Source organism: Pseudomonas sp. GW821-FHT02B10 (assembly GCF_059421865.1).
This window is the reverse complement of sequence record NZ_JBWKVU010000004.1, coordinates 88883-104768: the sequence shown is the minus strand read 5'-3', so window position 1 is coordinate 104768 and position 15886 is coordinate 88883. Positions and strand designations below refer to the sequence as shown.

General features: G+C 63.2%; 11 protein-coding genes. 5 read left to right on the top strand and 6 right to left on the bottom strand.

What is annotated here, in order from left to right; all coding sequences use genetic code 11:
• Window positions 1-190: 190 nt before the first annotated feature.
• The 3 genes from AC07VU_RS10965 to AC07VU_RS10955 form a co-directional block, all read right to left on the bottom strand.
• Entirely contained in the window at window positions 191-3865 is a 3675-nt protein-coding gene (locus AC07VU_RS10965) for a translocation/assembly module TamB domain-containing protein (RefSeq protein WP_495029854.1), read from the bottom strand.
• Complete coding sequence (locus AC07VU_RS10960; RefSeq protein ID WP_495029853.1) at window positions 3862-5589, bottom strand: autotransporter assembly complex protein TamA; 1728 nt, start codon at window positions 5587-5589, stop codon at window positions 3862-3864. Before AC07VU_RS10960 ends, AC07VU_RS10965 begins: the two co-directional genes overlap by 4 nt.
• A 63-nt stretch (window positions 5590-5652) precedes the next feature.
• A complete protein-coding gene (locus AC07VU_RS10955; protein ID WP_009044610.1) occupies window positions 5653-6303 on the bottom strand; it encodes a GNAT family N-acetyltransferase in 651 nt (216 codons plus the stop codon).
• Between the two features lie 202 nt (window positions 6304-6505).
• Here AC07VU_RS10955 and xthA point away from each other — a divergent pair, with 202 nt between their 5' ends.
• On the top strand, window positions 6506-7318 hold the full coding sequence (xthA, locus tag AC07VU_RS10950) for an exodeoxyribonuclease III (protein WP_274304028.1): 813 nt from the start codon (window positions 6506-6508) through the stop codon (window positions 7316-7318).
• Window positions 7319-7373: 55 nt separating this feature from the next.
• Here xthA and AC07VU_RS10945 read toward each other — a convergent pair whose 3' ends face one another.
• Window positions 7374-7700 carry a YegP family protein gene (locus AC07VU_RS10945; protein ID WP_007929647.1) on the bottom strand — a complete coding sequence of 109 codons (327 nt, stop codon included), beginning with the start codon at window positions 7698-7700 and terminating at the stop codon, window positions 7374-7376.
• 250 nt (window positions 7701-7950) lie between these two features.
• On the opposite strand from AC07VU_RS10945, the gene AC07VU_RS10940 reads away from it, so the two are divergent.
• Entirely contained in the window at window positions 7951-9333 is a 1383-nt protein-coding gene (locus tag AC07VU_RS10940) for a substrate-binding domain-containing protein (RefSeq protein WP_274304030.1), read from the top strand.
• A 93-nt stretch (window positions 9334-9426) separates the two neighbouring features.
• Here the strand turns inward: AC07VU_RS10940 and AC07VU_RS10935 are convergent, their stop codons facing one another.
• Window positions 9427-10656, bottom strand: coding sequence for an acyl-CoA dehydrogenase (locus AC07VU_RS10935; protein ID WP_009049813.1), 1230 nt, complete (start codon window positions 10654-10656; stop codon window positions 9427-9429).
• 177 nt (window positions 10657-10833) lie between these two features.
• Here AC07VU_RS10935 and AC07VU_RS10930 point away from each other — a divergent pair, with 177 nt between their 5' ends.
• The 3 genes from AC07VU_RS10930 (at window position 10834) to AC07VU_RS10920 (ending at window position 13389) form a co-directional block, all read left to right on the top strand.
• Window positions 10834-11760 carry a LysR family transcriptional regulator gene (locus tag AC07VU_RS10930; protein WP_009044615.1) on the top strand — a complete coding sequence of 309 codons (927 nt, stop codon included), beginning with the start codon at window positions 10834-10836 and terminating at the stop codon, window positions 11758-11760.
• Window positions 11761-11928: 168 nt separating this feature from the next.
• Entirely contained in the window at window positions 11929-12333 is a 405-nt protein-coding gene (locus tag AC07VU_RS10925; RefSeq protein WP_007929654.1) for a MerR family transcriptional regulator, read from the top strand.
• 156 nt (window positions 12334-12489) lie between these two features.
• The gene (locus tag AC07VU_RS10920) at window positions 12490-13389 is read left to right on the top strand and encodes a hydroxymethylglutaryl-CoA lyase (protein WP_038577780.1); all 900 of its coding nucleotides are present in this window, start codon (window positions 12490-12492) and stop codon (window positions 13387-13389) included.
• Window positions 13390-14046: 657 nt separating this feature from the next.
• Here AC07VU_RS10920 and AC07VU_RS10915 read toward each other — a convergent pair.
• Window positions 14047-15741: an AMP-binding protein gene (locus tag AC07VU_RS10915; RefSeq protein ID WP_274304034.1), complete on the bottom strand. Its 1695-nt coding sequence runs from the start codon at window positions 15739-15741 to the stop codon at window positions 14047-14049.
• Between the last annotated feature and the right edge of the window lie 145 nt (window positions 15742-15886).

Here is a 15886-nt window from a genome sequence, read left to right as displayed (position 1 = left end):
CTGCCTAGGCAGCGAAAGTATGTCGAGATGTTACTGCCTAGGCAGCCAATATCCAAACAATAATTAGCATGCTCACTATTAAGCTAATTAATGGGAAAGCCTTGACGTCGAAAATCGGGGGAGAAAGACCGGTTGGAGGGGTGGCGAAAGCCAGTCCCCTCGCCAAAGGGGACTGGCTTGCCCACGACTATCAGAAGTCGCGCTTGTAGAAGATATCCAGCGAGCTGGCGACGCCGCTGGCCGCTTCCAGGTAGACCTTTTTGCTCAGTTTGTAGCGCAGGGCGATGGTGTTGGCCGGCTCGAAGACCCCCACCCCGTAACGCAGGCTGAGCCGCTCGGAGATATTGCCGCTGGCCACCACGCTGGTGGTGTTGCCGCTGCCCTGGGTGTCGAGCTGGAAGTCGTCGATCCCCAGGTCCTTGGCCAGCCCGCCGGTGATGTTCGAGCTGCCCATCAGGCCCAGGCCCAGGGCGGCCTGCGCCAGCATGTTGTTGTCCTCGCCGGTGGTACTCAAGGGACGCCCGAGCACCAGGTAGGACAGTGCCTGTTCCTGGCTCATGGCCGGCTCCGAGAAGATCTGCGTGGTCGGCTGTTCGGCGCTGCCACTGAGGCGGATACCGGCGATCACGTCATCGGTCTGGCGGATCGCCTCGATGTCCAGGTACGGCTGGTCGATCGGCCCGGCGAACAGCAGGCGCGCCCGGCGCACGGTCAGGCGCTGGCCGTAGGCGCGGTAGCGGCCGTCGTTGAGCCACAGTTCGCCACGGGTGTCCATGTTGTCGCCGATGTGCACGTGGCCTTGCAGGTTGGCGGTCAGGCCGAAGCCGGTGAAGCTGAGCTTGTCCTCGCCGACCACCACATCGATGTCCATCGCCATGGCCATCGGTGCTTTGCCCTCCTCGGTCTGGTGGCCGATGATCACCGTGTCGTCCGACACCTTGACCGTCGATGGCGGCAATTCACGGATGGTGATTTCACCCTTGGGCACATGGACCTTGCCGGCGATCGCCAGCTTGTCGTCCTTCATCGAGATCTTCAGGTCCGGCGCCACGTCCAGCACCGCATAGGGTTCGACGGTGACCGGCAGCTGCGAGCCTTTCAGGCTCAGGTCCACCACCAGCGCCTGGCCCCAGGCGATATTGCCGTTCAGGCTACCCTGCCCGGCCTTGCCACTCTTCCAGCCACCGCTCAACTGCACGCTTTCACCGGCGATCAGCGCCTGCAATTGCAGGTCCTGGAGGCTGATGGGCAATTCAGGGCCAGAAACTTCGCCACCACTAAGGGCCAGGTTGCCATTGACCTGCGGCGCCAGCAGACCGCCGGAGATGCGCCCGCTGCCATTGAGGGTGCCGGTGAGCTTTTCGACCATCGGCACGAACGGCCGCGCCACCGCCAGGTCCAGGCCGCTGAGGCGGAACTCGCCGGACAGCGGCTTGTTTTTCGGCAGCGGATTGATCTGCGCCTGCAGCATCAGCTCACCGAGCTTGCCGCCACTGAACGCCAGCTGGGTGTCGATACGCTTGGGGTTGAGGGTGGTGTCGAGTTTCAGCGTCTGGTACGGGAAGTCCAGCCACTGCTGCTTTTCCTTGACCCGCAAGGTGCCGCCGCTGGCGTCCAGCAGGATCCGCCCCTGCGGGCCACCGGCCGGTACGTCCAGCTTGATATCGGCATTGAGCCGGCCCTTCCAGGCGAAGTCCTTGGGCAACCACTGCGCGAGGCTGTCGATCGGGAACTGCTTGAGGTGGTAGCGCAACTTGGGCTCGGGCATCAGCCGCTGATCCTCGCCACACAGGCTGGCATCGCCGCTGGCCCAGCAATGGGCGCCGAAGTTGAGCTTGCCGTCGGCCAGGTATTCGAGCTTGGCCGGGGCTTGCAGCCTCCAGTCCTGGCCACCGGTCTGGATATCGCCGCTGGCCAGGCGTCCGCGCCAGTTGCCCTGGTCCAGCTTGCCGTCCAGGCCCAGTGCCAGCTTGAGCTGCGGACCTTGCAGGTCCAGTTGCAGCTTCTGGCTCTTGATATCGCCCTGGCCGCTGGCCGTCAGCGTGCCCAGCGCGGTTTCACCGACCTGGATGCCGGCCCCCTTGAGGTCGATTTGCGCCCGTTGTGCGCTGTCCAGGTTGGCATCGAGCTTGAGGCTCTGCAGGCGATTGTCGGCGAACACCAGTTGCTGGCCTTGCAGGTCGAGCTTGCCCTGCGGCGCCTTCAGGGTGCCCGCCACATCGAGGCGGCCGTTGAGCTGGCCACGCAGCTCGGGCCACAGCTGGCCGAGACGCGGCAGCTTGATATCGAGTTGCCCGGCCAAACGCTGTTGCAGGCGGCCGGAACCGTTGATGCGGTTGTCGCCCAGGCGGATGTCCAGGGTGTTCAGGCTCCACTGCTCGCCAGCGCCATCGGCCTTGGCCTGCAGCACCGCGGGCTGGCCGCGCAGCTTGCCCTTGAGGTCGAGGTCGGCGTTGAGCTTGAGTTGCTCGTTCTTCATTTCGCCCTGGCTGCGCAGCGGCCCGGCCAAAGTGCCCGGCAGCTCGGCGACCCAGTACGCCGGGTTGATCGCCGACAGGTCCAGGGCGGTATCCCAGGCGATGCCGTCGGCGAATTGCAGGTTCAGGTGGCCTTCGGCCTTGCCCTGGCCGGCGGCCAGCTTGAACTGGGGCAGGAAGATTTTCGTCAGGTCGCCGCTGAACGGGCTGCTGAGGCTGAACGCCCCCGCCGGGCCATCGAGGTCACCCTTGAAGTTGCCCAGGTAGTTGCCATCGCGGTAGGCGACCTCGGCCGTGAAGCGGCGCACCGCCACCGCGGGCTCTTCGATCAGCGGGTACAGGCGATGCCAGGGGAAATCCAGCCAGTCGAGCCTGGCTTCGGCGTTCAGGCCCTGGCTCCAGTCCAGCTGGCCCGTCAGCTTGAGGTTCTGCTTGTCGTTGGCGCTCAGGTCCAGCGCGGCGATCTGCGCGCCCTTGGCGTCGACCTTGCCTTGCAGCACCAGGGCCACCGGCCCCTGCTCGGCCGGCAGGCTGGCCTTGCCCAGCAGTTGGTAACCCGCCTTGAGGTCGCCTTTGCCGGTCAGTTCCAGCTGGTTGAGCATCAGGGTATCGGGCAGCTCGGCGCTGGCCTTGAAGCCATCGGCGGTGATCCGCACCTGGGCCGGCAGGTTCTCCGCCAGCGGTTGCAGCTCACCGCTCAACCGGCCTTGCAGGTAACCGCTGCTGTCGGCCGCAAGCTTGAGGGTCTTCAGCAGGTCGCCATCGACCTTCAGCGCCAACGCCCAGGGTTCACTGCCCGGCGCCGGCAGGGTCAGGGTACCGGTGGCACTCAGTGGCCAGTCGCCGCTGGGCGACAACAAGCCCGAAAGATTCAGGCTGAGGTCGTCGCGTTGCAGGCTCACCGAGTCGATCTGCAGGCCCTTGGCCGTCCACTGCGCCGCCAGCTGCAGGCCCTTGAGCTCCTCGCTGCCATTGAACTGCAGGCTGCCGACCCGTACCTGCCCCAGCTCGATAGCCACAGGCAACTGCAGATCCGGCAGGCTGATCGGGCCGCTGCTTTGTTCTTCCGCGCCCGGCGGGAATTGCAGGCTGACCTGCTCCACGTCCAGTTGCTCGATGCACAGGGTCATGCGCATCAGGCACGCCGGCGACCAGGCGAATTTCGGCGCCTGGAGTTCGACCCGGCTGCTGTCCTGCTGCCACAGCAGATGATCGGCGCTCCACTGCCCCCCTAAGTGGCCGGCGAAGTTCTCCACCGTCAAACCCGGCACCAGGCCCAGGGCCCAGCGACTGCCGGCCTGGGTGCCGAGTATCGAAGCCAGCGCCAGTACCAGCACCGCCACCAGCACAAGCAGCGCCAGCGCCACGATCTTCAAACCACGCTTCACAGCTCAGGCCCCATGGAAAAGTGCAAGCGAATGCCGCCGTCATCGTCCAGCGCATGGGCCAGGTCGAGGCGGATCGGCCCCACCGGGGACACCCAGCGCACACCGACACCGACCCCGGTCTTGAGGTTCGGCAGTTCAAGTTTGTCGAAGGAGTTGCCCTGGTCGACAAAGGTCGCCAGGCGCCATTTTTCCGCGATGGAGTACTGATACTCGACGCTGCCGGCCACCATGTAGCGCCCGCCGATCCGGTCGCCGTCGGAGTTCTCCGGCGACAGGCTCTGGTAGTCGTAGCCGCGCACGCTCTGATCGCCACCGGCGAAAAAGCGCAGCGACGGCGGGACCTTCTTGTAACCGTTGGTGGCGCTGCCACCGAACTGCACCCGGCCGAGAAAACGATGGTTGTCCCACACCGTGGTCAGGCCCTTGAGCAGCACGGTGCCATATAACAGGTTGGTGTCCGAGCCCAGCCCTTCCTTGGCCACCTTGCTGTCGAATTGCAGGCGATAGCCGTTGTGCGGGTCGATGCGGTTATCGCTGCGCAGGTAGGAATAGCTGATCCCGGGCATCAACAGGGTACTCAGGCCCGAGTCGTCGCCAAGGCGGTATTCCTCGCGTTGCCACTTCAACGAGATGACCCGCTGCCAGCCGCTGGGCAACTTGCTGTGCCACTCGGGACCGAGGGTGAACAGTTTACTCAGGGTGTCGGTGTTGGCGATTTCTTCGTTCTGGTAGCCGCCGGCAAAACGCAGCTTGTCGGTCAGCGGCGGGTCCAGCGGTATGTCGTAGAACAGGCCGACGTTCTGCCGTGGCGCGGAGACTTCTGCCTCCCAGCCATAGCTGTGGCCTTGGGCGTTGACCCAGTGCCGGGTCCAGTTGGCCTTGGCCCGTGGCCCGACGTCGGTGGAAAAACCCAGGCCCAGGCCCATGGTGCGCGGCTTGCGGGTTTCCAGCTGGACCGCCACCGGAATCACCTCGGCGGCGGCCGCGGTCGGCGCCGCGTCGACCCGCACGCCCTCGAAGTAACCGCTCGATTGCAGTGCCTGGTTAAGCTCGGCGATCAGCTCGGAATCGTAGGGAGTTCCGGCCTTGAACGGCACCATGCGTTGCAGCAGGTCTTCGTCGAACGGTGTATCGCCGGCAAAACTGACCTTGCCCAGGGCGTAACGCGGACCGCTTTCGTAGACCAGCTCGATATCCGCCACCCCAGCCTGGGGGTCCACCGCCAGCTTCTGCCGGGTGAAGCGCCCGCTGAAAAAGCCGTAGCGCGACGCCTGGTTCTGGATCAGCCGCTTGGCGTCTTCGTAATGACCGTGATTGAGGACCGCGCCACTTTTCAGCTGGTCGCTCCTGGGCACACGAAAGCCCTTGAGGGAAGCCGCCGGGCCGTCGACCCGGATGGTGACGTTGCGCAGGTGCACCGGCTCGCCAGGATCGATATTCAGCACCAAACGCGGCTTTTCGCCGCCTTTGACTTCGCTGCTGATCTGCGGCTGGTAGTAGCCCAGGGCCTGGGCGGCCTTGCGGGCCTGCTCCTCGGCGCCACGGCTGAAACGCAGCAGGGCTTCCTCGTCGCGATCGCCCACCCCGCCGATGTAGCCTTCCACATTGGCCTTGAGTTCATCGTTGGAGGGTTTGACCCTGACGTCCAATTCGCTTTGCGCCAGTGCCGCACAGCTTGTGAACAGCAGCAACAAGCCGCTGGTGAATCTTCCTGAAAACTTCATAGGCGCGAATGCTATCACGAGCTGGGAGCCCGATAGAGCGCACAAATGTGAGGAAAGTTCTGTTCAGCCGGTCGCGCTTTGCAGAACCTGCGGGTTGGCGTGAAAGAAAACGTGCTCGCGGACCGGACCGACGGCGATCTCGCCAATCTCTTCATAACCCTGGCGCTCATAGAACGCCAGGTAACGCGGGTTGCCGGTGTCCAGCACCACACCCTGGGAGTGTTCGTCCACCGCGCACCAGTTGTGCACCGCCTGCAGCAACTGCTCGCCGAAGTGCTTGCCCTGGAATTGCGGATGAATCCCCAGCAAGGGCAGGACGTGCACCGAATCGCTGGGCAGGCAACCGAGCACCGCGGCGTGATAGTCCAGGTAACGCCGGGTACAGCGAAAACCGGTACTGAGCACCATCCGCAGGCGCCAGGCCCAACTCTCGGTAATGCCCAGGCGACGCTGGGGCGGCGCGATCAGGGCGATGCCGATCAGCCGGTCATTGACCAGCAGGCCGATGGCCGGCAGGTCCTGAATGAAGTGCTGCTTGACCAGCTCCCGCACCGTGGCCCGCACCCGTTGTTCGTAACCCGGGCGTTCGGACTCGAACAGATAAGCGAAGGTCGGCTCATGGCGATAAGCCTGATACAGCAGGGAGCGGGCTTCGCGGGCGTAGCCGCTGTCGAGCATGTGAATGTCGGCGATGGCAGTCGAGGTTTCAGGCATGGCGATTGGTCTCCCCTGGGCCCGGCTTGAAGTGGCCACGCTGGGTGGCGGCGTTCTTCTGCGCGGTTGTTATAGCTACGAACCTTTCAGGCTCGTGATCGTTCCACCGCCCATCGACCTTAGCAGCGCATCTGCCTTGCTGCCACGCTGGCCGCCGTGCGACTTGTCGGCTAGCATCGCAGTTTTGCCAGGACTGCCGACCATGAAGATCGTCTCGTTCAACATCAACGGGCTGCGCGCCCGCCCCCATCAGTTGGCGGCGCTGATCGAAAAGCATCAACCGGACGTCATCGGCCTGCAGGAAACCAAGGTGTCGGACGACCAGTTCCCCCTGGCCGAAGTCCAGGCGCTGGGTTATCACGTGCATTACCACGGGCAGAAAGGCCACTACGGCGTCGCCCTGCTCTCGCGCCAGGCGCCGCTGGACCTGTACAAAGGCTTCGATGGCGACGATGAAGATGCCCAGCGGCGTTTTATCTGGGGCACCTTCGCCGATGTCGATGGCACCCCGGTGACCATCATGAACGGCTACTTCCCCCAGGGCGAAAGCCGCGACCACCCCACCAAGTTCCCGGCCAAGCAACGTTTCTACAGTGACCTGCAGCACCTGCTGGAAACCCGCTTCAGCAATGAGCAGCCGCTGCTGGTCATGGGCGACGTGAACATTTCCCCGGAAGACTGCGACATCGGCATCGGCCCGGACAACATGAAACGCTGGCTGAAAACCGGCAAGTGCAGCTTCCTGCCGGAAGAGCGCGAGTGGATGGCCCGCCTGAAGAACTGGGGCCTGGTGGACAGTTTCCGCCACCTCAACCCCGAGGTGGCCGATCGTTTCAGCTGGTTCGACTACCGCAGCCGCGGTTTCGAGGACGAGCCCAAGCGCGGCCTGCGCATCGACCTGATCATGGCCTCTCGCGGCCTGCTGCCACGGATCAAGGATGCCGGGGTCGACTACGACCTGCGCGGCATGGAGAAACCTTCCGACCACGCCCCGATCTGGCTCGAACTGAGCTGATCGCCCGGCACAAAAAAGCCCATCCGGAGATGGGCTTTTTTAATGCTTCAGCGTCTCAGCACAGCTCGATCCGGGTGCTGGTGCCGGCCTGCATGATGGCCTCGATGGCGGACTCACGGGTCGGCTCTGAGTCATACAAGTGGCTGACCAGGATCACCTCCTTGCCGGCCTTGAGATTGAAGTAAGGTTTGCCACCGGGGGCGATCTTCTTTTCGTAACTACCCGGGGACGTGCAGTGCTTGCGGAGCAGCGCAATGGCTGCCTCGACACTCTCACGACAAGGGTAACGGTCGCTTTGAAGCATGGTCTGCGCGTCCTTGGACTTCAGCAAGAACCTGAAACCACCGCTGCCATATTGCTTCAGCTCGAACCAGCCACTCATTTCATACTCCTTTGACACAAGCAAATTGCAGCCAGGGCTGCATCGACGCCTGGTGACGACGAGAGTCGGTGTGCACCAATTCCCCTCCAGACAAAGTTTTCAACTGTACTGAGCCCGCCGTGCCGGGTCTTTAAGAGCATTCTGAAAAGCCTGGGGAACGCTCCGATTACCCCCATCAACTGTCACATCCCCGTCACCTCCCCGACTTAATCTCGCCGCACTCGCTCTCGCCATAGAAGGCCATTGCCGCATGTCACGCGTTTGTACCGTCAGTGAACCGGACCTCTGGCGCCGAACCCTCTGCCTGCTGCTGGTCGGCTTCGTCTGCTACGCCCTGCCCTGGTCGGTGTTCGCCGCCCTGCCCCTGGCCGGCGACAACCAGCCGGTGCTGCGCATCCAGGGTTCCAACACCATCGGTGCCGCGCTGGGCCCGGCCCTGGTCAAGGGCCTGATGCAAGAACAGGGTTTGCTCGACATACGGATCGAGGCGACGGGTAAAGACAACGAACGTCGGGTGAGCGGCCAGAGTGCCCAGGGCCAGCGCGTTGTCGTCGAGATCGCCGCGCATGGCTCCAGTACCGGCTTTGCCGCGTTGAAGAACGCCAGCGCCGACCTCGCCGCCGCGTCGCGGCCGATCAAGGACAGCGAACTGGTGGAGCTGGAAGCCCTCGGCGACCTGAAAGACCCCGACGCCGAACAGGTGATCGCCATCGACGGCCTGGCCATCATCCTCCACCCGCACAACCCGCTGACGCGACTGGACACCGAACAACTGGCGCGGGTGTTCAGCGGCGAGGTGAAAACCTGGGAAGAACTGGGCGGCGTCGGCGGCGCCATTCACCTGTACGCCCGCGATGACCGCTCCGGCACCTACGACACGTTCAAAGAACTGGTACTGGCCCGCCGCGACAAGAACCTGAGCGCCACGGCGAAACGCTTCGAGTCCAGCGAACAACTCTCCGACGCGGTCAGCCGCGATCCCCAGGGCATCGGTTTTATCGGCCTGCCTTATGTGCGCCAGGCCAAGGCCGTGGCGATCGTCGACGGCGGCTCGCAACCGATGCTGCCCCTCGACAGCCTGATCGCCACCGAGGACTACCCATTGTCACGGCGCCTGTACTTCTACCTGCCGCCCAATGAGCAAAACCCCTGGGCCAGGGCCCTGGTGCGTTTCGCCCAGAGCGCCAGGGGCCAGGCCATAGTCGCGACCAACGGTTTTATTGCCCAGACGGTGCTGGCCATGAGTGTCGCCCCCGCCCCGCAGATGCCCGAGGGTTACCAGGCCATCGCCCGGCAGGCGCAGCGCCTGACCGTGAATTTTCGCTTCGAGGAAGGCAGCGCCACCCTCGACAACAAGGCACGCCAGGACCTGCCACGGGTCCTGGACTTTCTCAAGCGGCACGACAAGCTGGCCAAGCGCGTGACCCTGGTCGGCTTCGGCGATGCCAAGAACGATCCGGCCCGCGCGGCGCTGCTGTCCAAGCTCAGAGCCATGACCGTGCGCCGGGAACTGGTGAGAAACGGTGTGGTGTTGCGCGAGATCCGCGGTTTTGGCGCGCAGATGCCGGTCGCGGCCAATACCGCGGACGAGGGGCGGATCAAGAATCGGCGGGTGGAAGTCTGGGTGTATTGAGAGAGAAACCAGCGGTGTAATCGAGGACGCCATCGCGGGCAAGCCTCGCTCCTACGCAAGATTCTGTAGGAACGAGGCTTGCCAGCGATCGCTTTAATGCCCGCTGCGCAGCATTTCCTTGGGCACGTACTTGCCGATTTCGAACTTGCCGATGGCCGCACGGTGTACTTCGTCCGGGCCGTCGGCCAGGCGCAGCGTACGCTGCATGGCGTACATGTAGGCCAGCGGAAAATCGTTGGAGACCCCGGCCCCGCCATGAATCTGGATGGCCCGGTCGATCACCTTCAAGGCCACGTTCGGCGCCACCACCTTGATCTGGGCGATCTCGCTTTTCGCCACCTTGTTGCCGACGGTGTCCATCATGTACGCCGCCTTCAGGGTCAGCAGGCGCGCCATGTCGATCTCCATCCGCGAATCGGCGATCTTGTCGACGTTACCGCCCAGGCGCGCCAGCGGCTTGCCGAAAGCGGTACGGCTCACCGCACGCTTGCACATCAATTCCAGCGCGCGCTCGGCCATACCGATCGAACGCATGCAGTGGTGAATCCGCCCCGGGCCAAGGCGGCCCTGGGCAATCTCGAAACCACGGCCTTCGCCCAGCAGCACGTTCTCGTAGGGTACCCGCACATTGTCGAACAGCACTTCGGCATGGCCGTGGGGCGCGTCGTCGTAACCGAACACCGGCAGCGGCCGGACAATCTTCACCCCGGGGGTGTCGACCGGCACCAGGATCATCGAGTGCTGCTGGTGGCGCGGCGCATCGGGGTTACTCAGCCCCATGAAGATCAGGATCTTGCAACGCGGGTCGCAAGCGCCCGAGGTCCACCACTTCTTGCCGTTGATCACCCATTCGTCGCCATCGCGCACGGCGCGGGCCGCCATGTTGGTGGCGTCGGACGACGCCACGTCCGGCTCGGTCATGGCGAAGGCGGAGCGGATCTCACCGCGCAGCAGCGGCTCCAGCCAGCGTTGCTTCTGCTCTTCATTGGCGTAACGCACCAGCACTTCCATGTTGCCGGTGTCCGGTGCCGAGCAGTTGAAGGGTTCCGGCCCCAGCAGGGAGCGGCCCATGATTTCCGCCAGCGGCGCGTATTCCAGGTTGGTCAGGCCGGCGCCGAGTTCCGACTCGGGCAGGAACAGGTTCCACAACCCCTCGGCCTTGGCCTTGAGTTTGAGCTCTTCCATGATCGCCGTCGGCTGCCAGCGATCGCCTTCGGCGACCTGGCGTTCGAACACCGCTTCAGCCGGATAGACATAAGTGTCCATGAACGCGGTCACGCGCTCACGCAGTTCCTGAACCTTGGGTGAATAGGCGAAATCCATGGGCAGCTACCTTCTTGGCGAGGTGGTTGAGGGCATGGAATCGATGCTAGAACAGCTTACGAAAATTTACCTAGCCTATTCTCGGCGTGTATTAACATTCATCACCGATATATGATTGACTGATCAGGCAGGTCATCAACCCATCCCTCCCGACCCTAACAATAAGAGTGCAGCGCAATGAATCTGAGCAAGGTCGACCTCAACCTTTTCATCGTCTTCGACGCGATCTACACCGAAGCCAACCTGACCCGCGCCGGGCAGATCGTCGGCATCACTCAGCCCGCTGTCTCCAACGCCCTGGCCCGCCTGCGCGAGACCTTCAACGACCCGCTGTTCGTGCGGACCGCCCAGGGCATGGTGCCCACGCCCATGGCGCAGAACATCATCGGCCCGGTGCGCAACGCCCTTTCGCTGCTGCGGGTGTCGGTGCAGGAAAGCCGCATCTTCAACCCCTTGCAGGCGGTCAAGACCTACCGCATCAGCATGACCGACCTGACCGAGGCGGTGATCCTGCCGCCGCTGTTCCAGCGCCTGCGGCGCCTGGCACCCACGGTGATCATCGAGAGTTTCCTGTCCAAACGCCGGGAAACCACCAAGGAACTGGCCGCCGGCCGCCTGGATTTCGCCGTCGATGCCCCCCTCAACACCGACCCGCAGGTCCGCCACGTCAAGCTGATGGAAGACCGCTATGTGTGCGCCATGCGCAAGAGCCACCCGCTGGCGAACAAGGAAAAACTCAGCCTCGACGACTACTTGTCGCTGACCCACATCCATATTTCCAGCCGTCGCAGCGGCCTGGGTTACGTCGACCTGGCCCTGGGCAAGATGGGCATCCAGCGCAAGATCGCCCTGCGTTCCCAGCATTACCTGATGGCCTCGCAAGTGCTGCAGCAGACCGACATGGTCATGACCGTGCCCGAGCGCTTCGCCCGGCGCCATGACCTGCAGGCGTTCAACCTGCCGGTCAACGACGTGCCGCCGCTGGAAACCCACCTCTACTGGCACGAAAGCACCGACCAGGACCCGGCCAACCGCTGGATGCGCGAGCAGATGATCGAGCTGTGCCAGCAGGTGACGGCCCACGAGAAAAAACTCGAAAAGTGATGTGCAGGCGCAACGCTTGCCCGCGATAAGGGAGAACGTGGTGGTTCAGGGAAACCTCAGCGGACCCATCGCGGGCAAGCCTCGCTCCTACGGATAGGGCGGCATCCTGCTTGACGTATACGTCAACCTCGAATTAGCTTAACGCCAAGACCTTTTTCGAGTGCCCCCATGAGCAGCCAGACCTACAGCATTTCCGACCTTGCCCGCGAGCTCGACATCACCACCCGGGCCATCCGTTTCTATGAAGAACAAGGCCTGCTCGCCCCCGAACGCCGTGGCCAGGAACGCATCTACTCGCCACGGGACAAGGTCAGCCTGAAGCTGATCCTGCGCGGCAAGCGCATCGGCTTCTCCCTGGCCGAATGCCGCGAACTGATCGAACTCTACGACCCCAGCAGCGGCAACCTGAAACAGCTGCACAGCATGCTGGCGAAAATCGCCGAGCGCCGTGAGCAGCTGGAGCAACAGTTGCTGGACATCGAACAGATGAAGCTGGAGCTGGACACCGCGGAAGAGCGCTGCACCCAGGCGCTGGAGCAGACCATCCAGAATCAGAAAAGCGCCGTGCAGTAACCGCCCCAGGCTGCGATCGCTTGCAAAGCGGCCGCGCCAGCAACACAGACAATCTGCCAGACAGACCGTAGCGCCTGGTTTTGCGTCGACTTCGTCGCCGAGCGCAGCCTGCGGCAGCGGCTACATTAGTGCCCACTTAATATAGGTAAAGCTCTCATGTCCCTTCCCACCCATGTCCGCCTGGTCGAAGTCGGTCCTCGCGACGGATTGCAGAACGAAGCCCAGCCCATCAGCGTCGCCGACAAGGTGCAACTGGTGGATGCCCTGAGCGCGGCCGGGCTCGGCTATATAGAAGTCGGCAGTTTCGTCTCGCCCAAATGGGTGCCGCAGATGGCCGGGTCCGCCGAGGTGTTCGCGCAGATCCAGCGCAAGCCGGGGGTGACCTACGGCGCCCTCGCCCCGAACCTGCGCGGTTTCGAAGACGCCCTGGCCGCCGGGGTCAAGGAAGTCGCGGTGTTCGCCGCCGCCTCCGAGGCGTTTTCCCAGCGCAACATCAACTGCTCCATCAGCGAGAGCCTGGAACGCTTCGTGCCGATCATGGAGGCAGCGAAACAGCATGGCGTTACCGTGCGCGGTTACGTGTCCTGCGTGCTGGGCTGCCCTTACGAAGGCGAAGTAGCGCCGGAACAGGTCGCCGTGGTCGCCCGCGAGCTGTACAGCATGGGCTGCTACGAAGTGTCCCTGGGCGACACCATCGGCACTGGCACCGCCGGCGCTACCCGCCGCATGTTCGAGGTGGTGGCCGCCCATGTTCCGCGGGACAAGCTCGCCGGGCACTTCCACGACACTTATGGCCAGGCCCTGGCCAATATCTACGCCAGCCTGCTGGAAGGCATCGCGGTGTTCGACAGCTCGATCGCCGGGCTCGGCGGCTGCCCCTATGCCAAGGGCGCCAGCGGCAACGTCGCCAGCGAGGACGTGCTGTACCTGCTCAACGGGCTGGGCATCGAAACCGGTATCGACATGGAGCGCCTGATCCTCGCCGGCCAGCAGATCTGCTCCGTGCTGGGGCGGCCCACCGGCTCGCGCGTCGCCAAGGCCCGTTACCCAGGTTGAGGGCACGCCTGTTTCAGGGTGTTACCGGCCGCTCTGGCGCACGCTCGAAACGGGTAACACGGAAACAGTTTGTCGATTTTCTAGCGGTACAGATGAAAGACCAATTTTATCAAACCATTGATTTTAAAGGATTTTAAAAAGTTGGCATGGCTTCTGCTATATCTCTGGCATAACAAGAATAAAAAGCAGCAAAGCTAATAAAAATAAGACGAAACGACTCTGACATAACAAAAACAACACGGCAGAGACGCAGCTAACAGATTTTTTTGGAGAGGATGTGTTTTCCTGGGTGTCTTTAACAATAAGAGCCACCCGCAACCGGGCAGAGAACAATAAAACTACCCCAAGGTAGCTCCCGAACTGGTTGGTCGCTCAAGCGAGAAAATAGATCAGCGCTCAAAAAAATACGTTTGCTCTTGATCCCGGATGGGGATCGCCAAAAACAGCGGTAAAGGGTAACGGTTGCCAAAAACAACAACAGACCGCCCCTCAATAATAAAAAAAGAGCACGCAACGACAAAAATTAAAGGGGAGCTTCGGCTCCCCTTTGTGCTTTCCGGCCTTCCTGTTTCCCTCCCCTCTCCTGGCTCGGCTGCGCCCCCCAAAACCGCTCGCGAGCCGCTCCCGCACATATTCGCGGGAGCCTGCTCGAATGGCTCAGGAATGCCCGCGCAACTCCTCGATGCTGATCTCGCGCATCCTGAACTTCTGGATCTTGCCGGTCACGGTCATCGGGAATTCCTCGACGAACTTGAAGTAACGCGGCGTCTTGAAGTGGGCGATACGCGCCTTGCACCAGGCCTGCAGCTCCTCCTCGCTGGCGCTGTGGCCAGGGTGGAACTTGATCCAGGCGACGATCTCTTCGCCATATTTCGAGCACGGGATGCCGATCACCTGCACGTCGGCCACCGCCGGGTGGGTGAAGAAAAACTCCTCCAGCTCGCGCGGATAAATGTTCTCGCCGCCGCGGATGATCATGTCCTTGTTACGCCCGGCGATGCACACGTAACCCTGCTCGTTCATGGTCGCCAGGTCGCCGGTGTGCATCCAGCCGGCCTGGTCGATGGCTTCGGCCGTGCCCTGGGGGTTGTTCCAGTAGCCCAGCATCACGCTGTAACCGCGGGTGCACAGCTCGCCGATGGTGCCGCGCGGCACGATATTGCCCGCCTCGTCGATGATCTTGCTTTCCAGCTGCGGCTGGGTGCGACCGACCGTGGTCACGCGCAGCTCAAGCTCATCCGCCGGGCCGGTCTGCAACGACACCGGGCTGGTTTCGGTCATGCCGTAGGCGATCTGCACTTCGCTCATGTGCATCTCGCTGATCACCCGGCGCATCACCTCGATCGGACAGGTGGCCCCGGCCATGATCCCGGTGCGCAGGCTCGACAGGTCGAACTCAGCACGCCGTGGCTGGTCGAGCATGGCGATGAACATGGTCGGCACGCCGTACAGCCCGGTGGCCTTTTCCTCGGCCACGGCGCCCAGGGTCAGCAGCGGATCGAAGGCATCGTTGGGGTAGATCATGGTCGTGCCGTGGGTCACGCAGCCCAGGTTGCCCATGACCATGCCGAAGCAGTGGTACAACGGCACCGGGATCACCAGGCGGTCCTCGTGGCCCAGGCCCAGGCTCTCGCCGACCATGTAACCGTTGTTGAGGATGTTGTAGTGGCTGAGGGTCGCGCCCTTGGGGAAACCGGTGGTGCCGGAGGTGTACTGGATATTCACCGCCTGGTCGGGGTCCAGGCTGTCCTGGCGTTCGCGCAGCGCTTCAACGCTGACGCCGGCCCCCAGGTCGGCCAACTGCGACCAGGGCAGAAAGCCCGACGGCGGCCGGGCATCGAGGCTGATCACGCCGCGCAAATCCGGCAGGCGCTCGCTTTGCAGCTGGCCGATGGACTGCTGCGCCAGTTCGGGCGCCAGGCCCTGGAGCATGGCGTGGTAGTCGGAGGTCTTGAACGCTCCGGCGCACACCAGCCACTGGCAGCCGGACTGCTTGAGCACGTATTCCAGTTCGGAGCTGCGATAGGCCGGATTGATGTTCACCAGGATCGCGCCGATCTTGGCGCTGGCGAACTGGCTGATGCACCACTGGGCACAGTTGGGGGCCCAGATGCCCAGCCGGTCGCCGGTCTTGAGCCCCAGGGCCAGCAGCGCCCGGGCATGCAGATCGACGGTTTCGGCCAGTTGCTGCCAGCTGTAGCGCAGCTGCTGATGACGCACCACCAGGGCTTCGCCCCGAGGGTATGACGCCACCGTGCGATCGAACGCCTGACCGATGGTCAGCGCCAGCAAGGCCTTGTCCTGCGTGCCGCGAGTGTAGCTGCGCCCCGGCGCGGATGCGGGTTGATCCATGATGACCCCTATTGTCTTTATTAGTGGGTAAGCATGAGCCAGGCATGTAGCGAAGGAGCCTGGCCCCCAGCGAAAACGCCCCTACTCTGGCGCAAGTTGACGTTTACGTAAAGGGCGATTGACAGCCACCCGTCGCAGGTTTACG

Excerpts from the sequence above, each read along its gene's own strand:
- AC07VU_RS10915 (WP_274304034.1), bottom strand. The coding sequence starts at position 15,741 with ATGGATCAACCCGCATCCGCGCCGGGGCGCAGCTACACTCGCGGCACG.
- xthA (WP_274304028.1), top strand. The coding sequence starts at position 6,506 with ATGAAGATCGTCTCGTTCAACATCAACGGGCTGCGCGCCCGCCCCCAT.
- AC07VU_RS10955 (WP_009044610.1), bottom strand. The coding sequence starts at position 6,303 with ATGCCTGAAACCTCGACTGCCATCGCCGACATTCACATGCTCGACAGC.
- AC07VU_RS10940 (WP_274304030.1), top strand. The coding sequence starts at position 7,951 with ATGTCACGCGTTTGTACCGTCAGTGAACCGGACCTCTGGCGCCGAACC.
- AC07VU_RS10935 (WP_009049813.1), bottom strand. The coding sequence starts at position 10,656 with ATGGATTTCGCCTATTCACCCAAGGTTCAGGAACTGCGTGAGCGCGTG.
- AC07VU_RS10945 (WP_007929647.1), bottom strand. The coding sequence starts at position 7,700 with ATGAGTGGCTGGTTCGAGCTGAAGCAATATGGCAGCGGTGGTTTCAGG.
- AC07VU_RS10960 (WP_495029853.1), bottom strand. The coding sequence starts at position 5,589 with ATGAAGTTTTCAGGAAGATTCACCAGCGGCTTGTTGCTGCTGTTCACA.
- AC07VU_RS10925 (WP_007929654.1), top strand. The coding sequence starts at position 11,929 with ATGAGCAGCCAGACCTACAGCATTTCCGACCTTGCCCGCGAGCTCGAC.
- AC07VU_RS10930 (WP_009044615.1), top strand. The coding sequence starts at position 10,834 with ATGAATCTGAGCAAGGTCGACCTCAACCTTTTCATCGTCTTCGACGCG.
- AC07VU_RS10920 (WP_038577780.1), top strand. The coding sequence starts at position 12,490 with ATGTCCCTTCCCACCCATGTCCGCCTGGTCGAAGTCGGTCCTCGCGAC.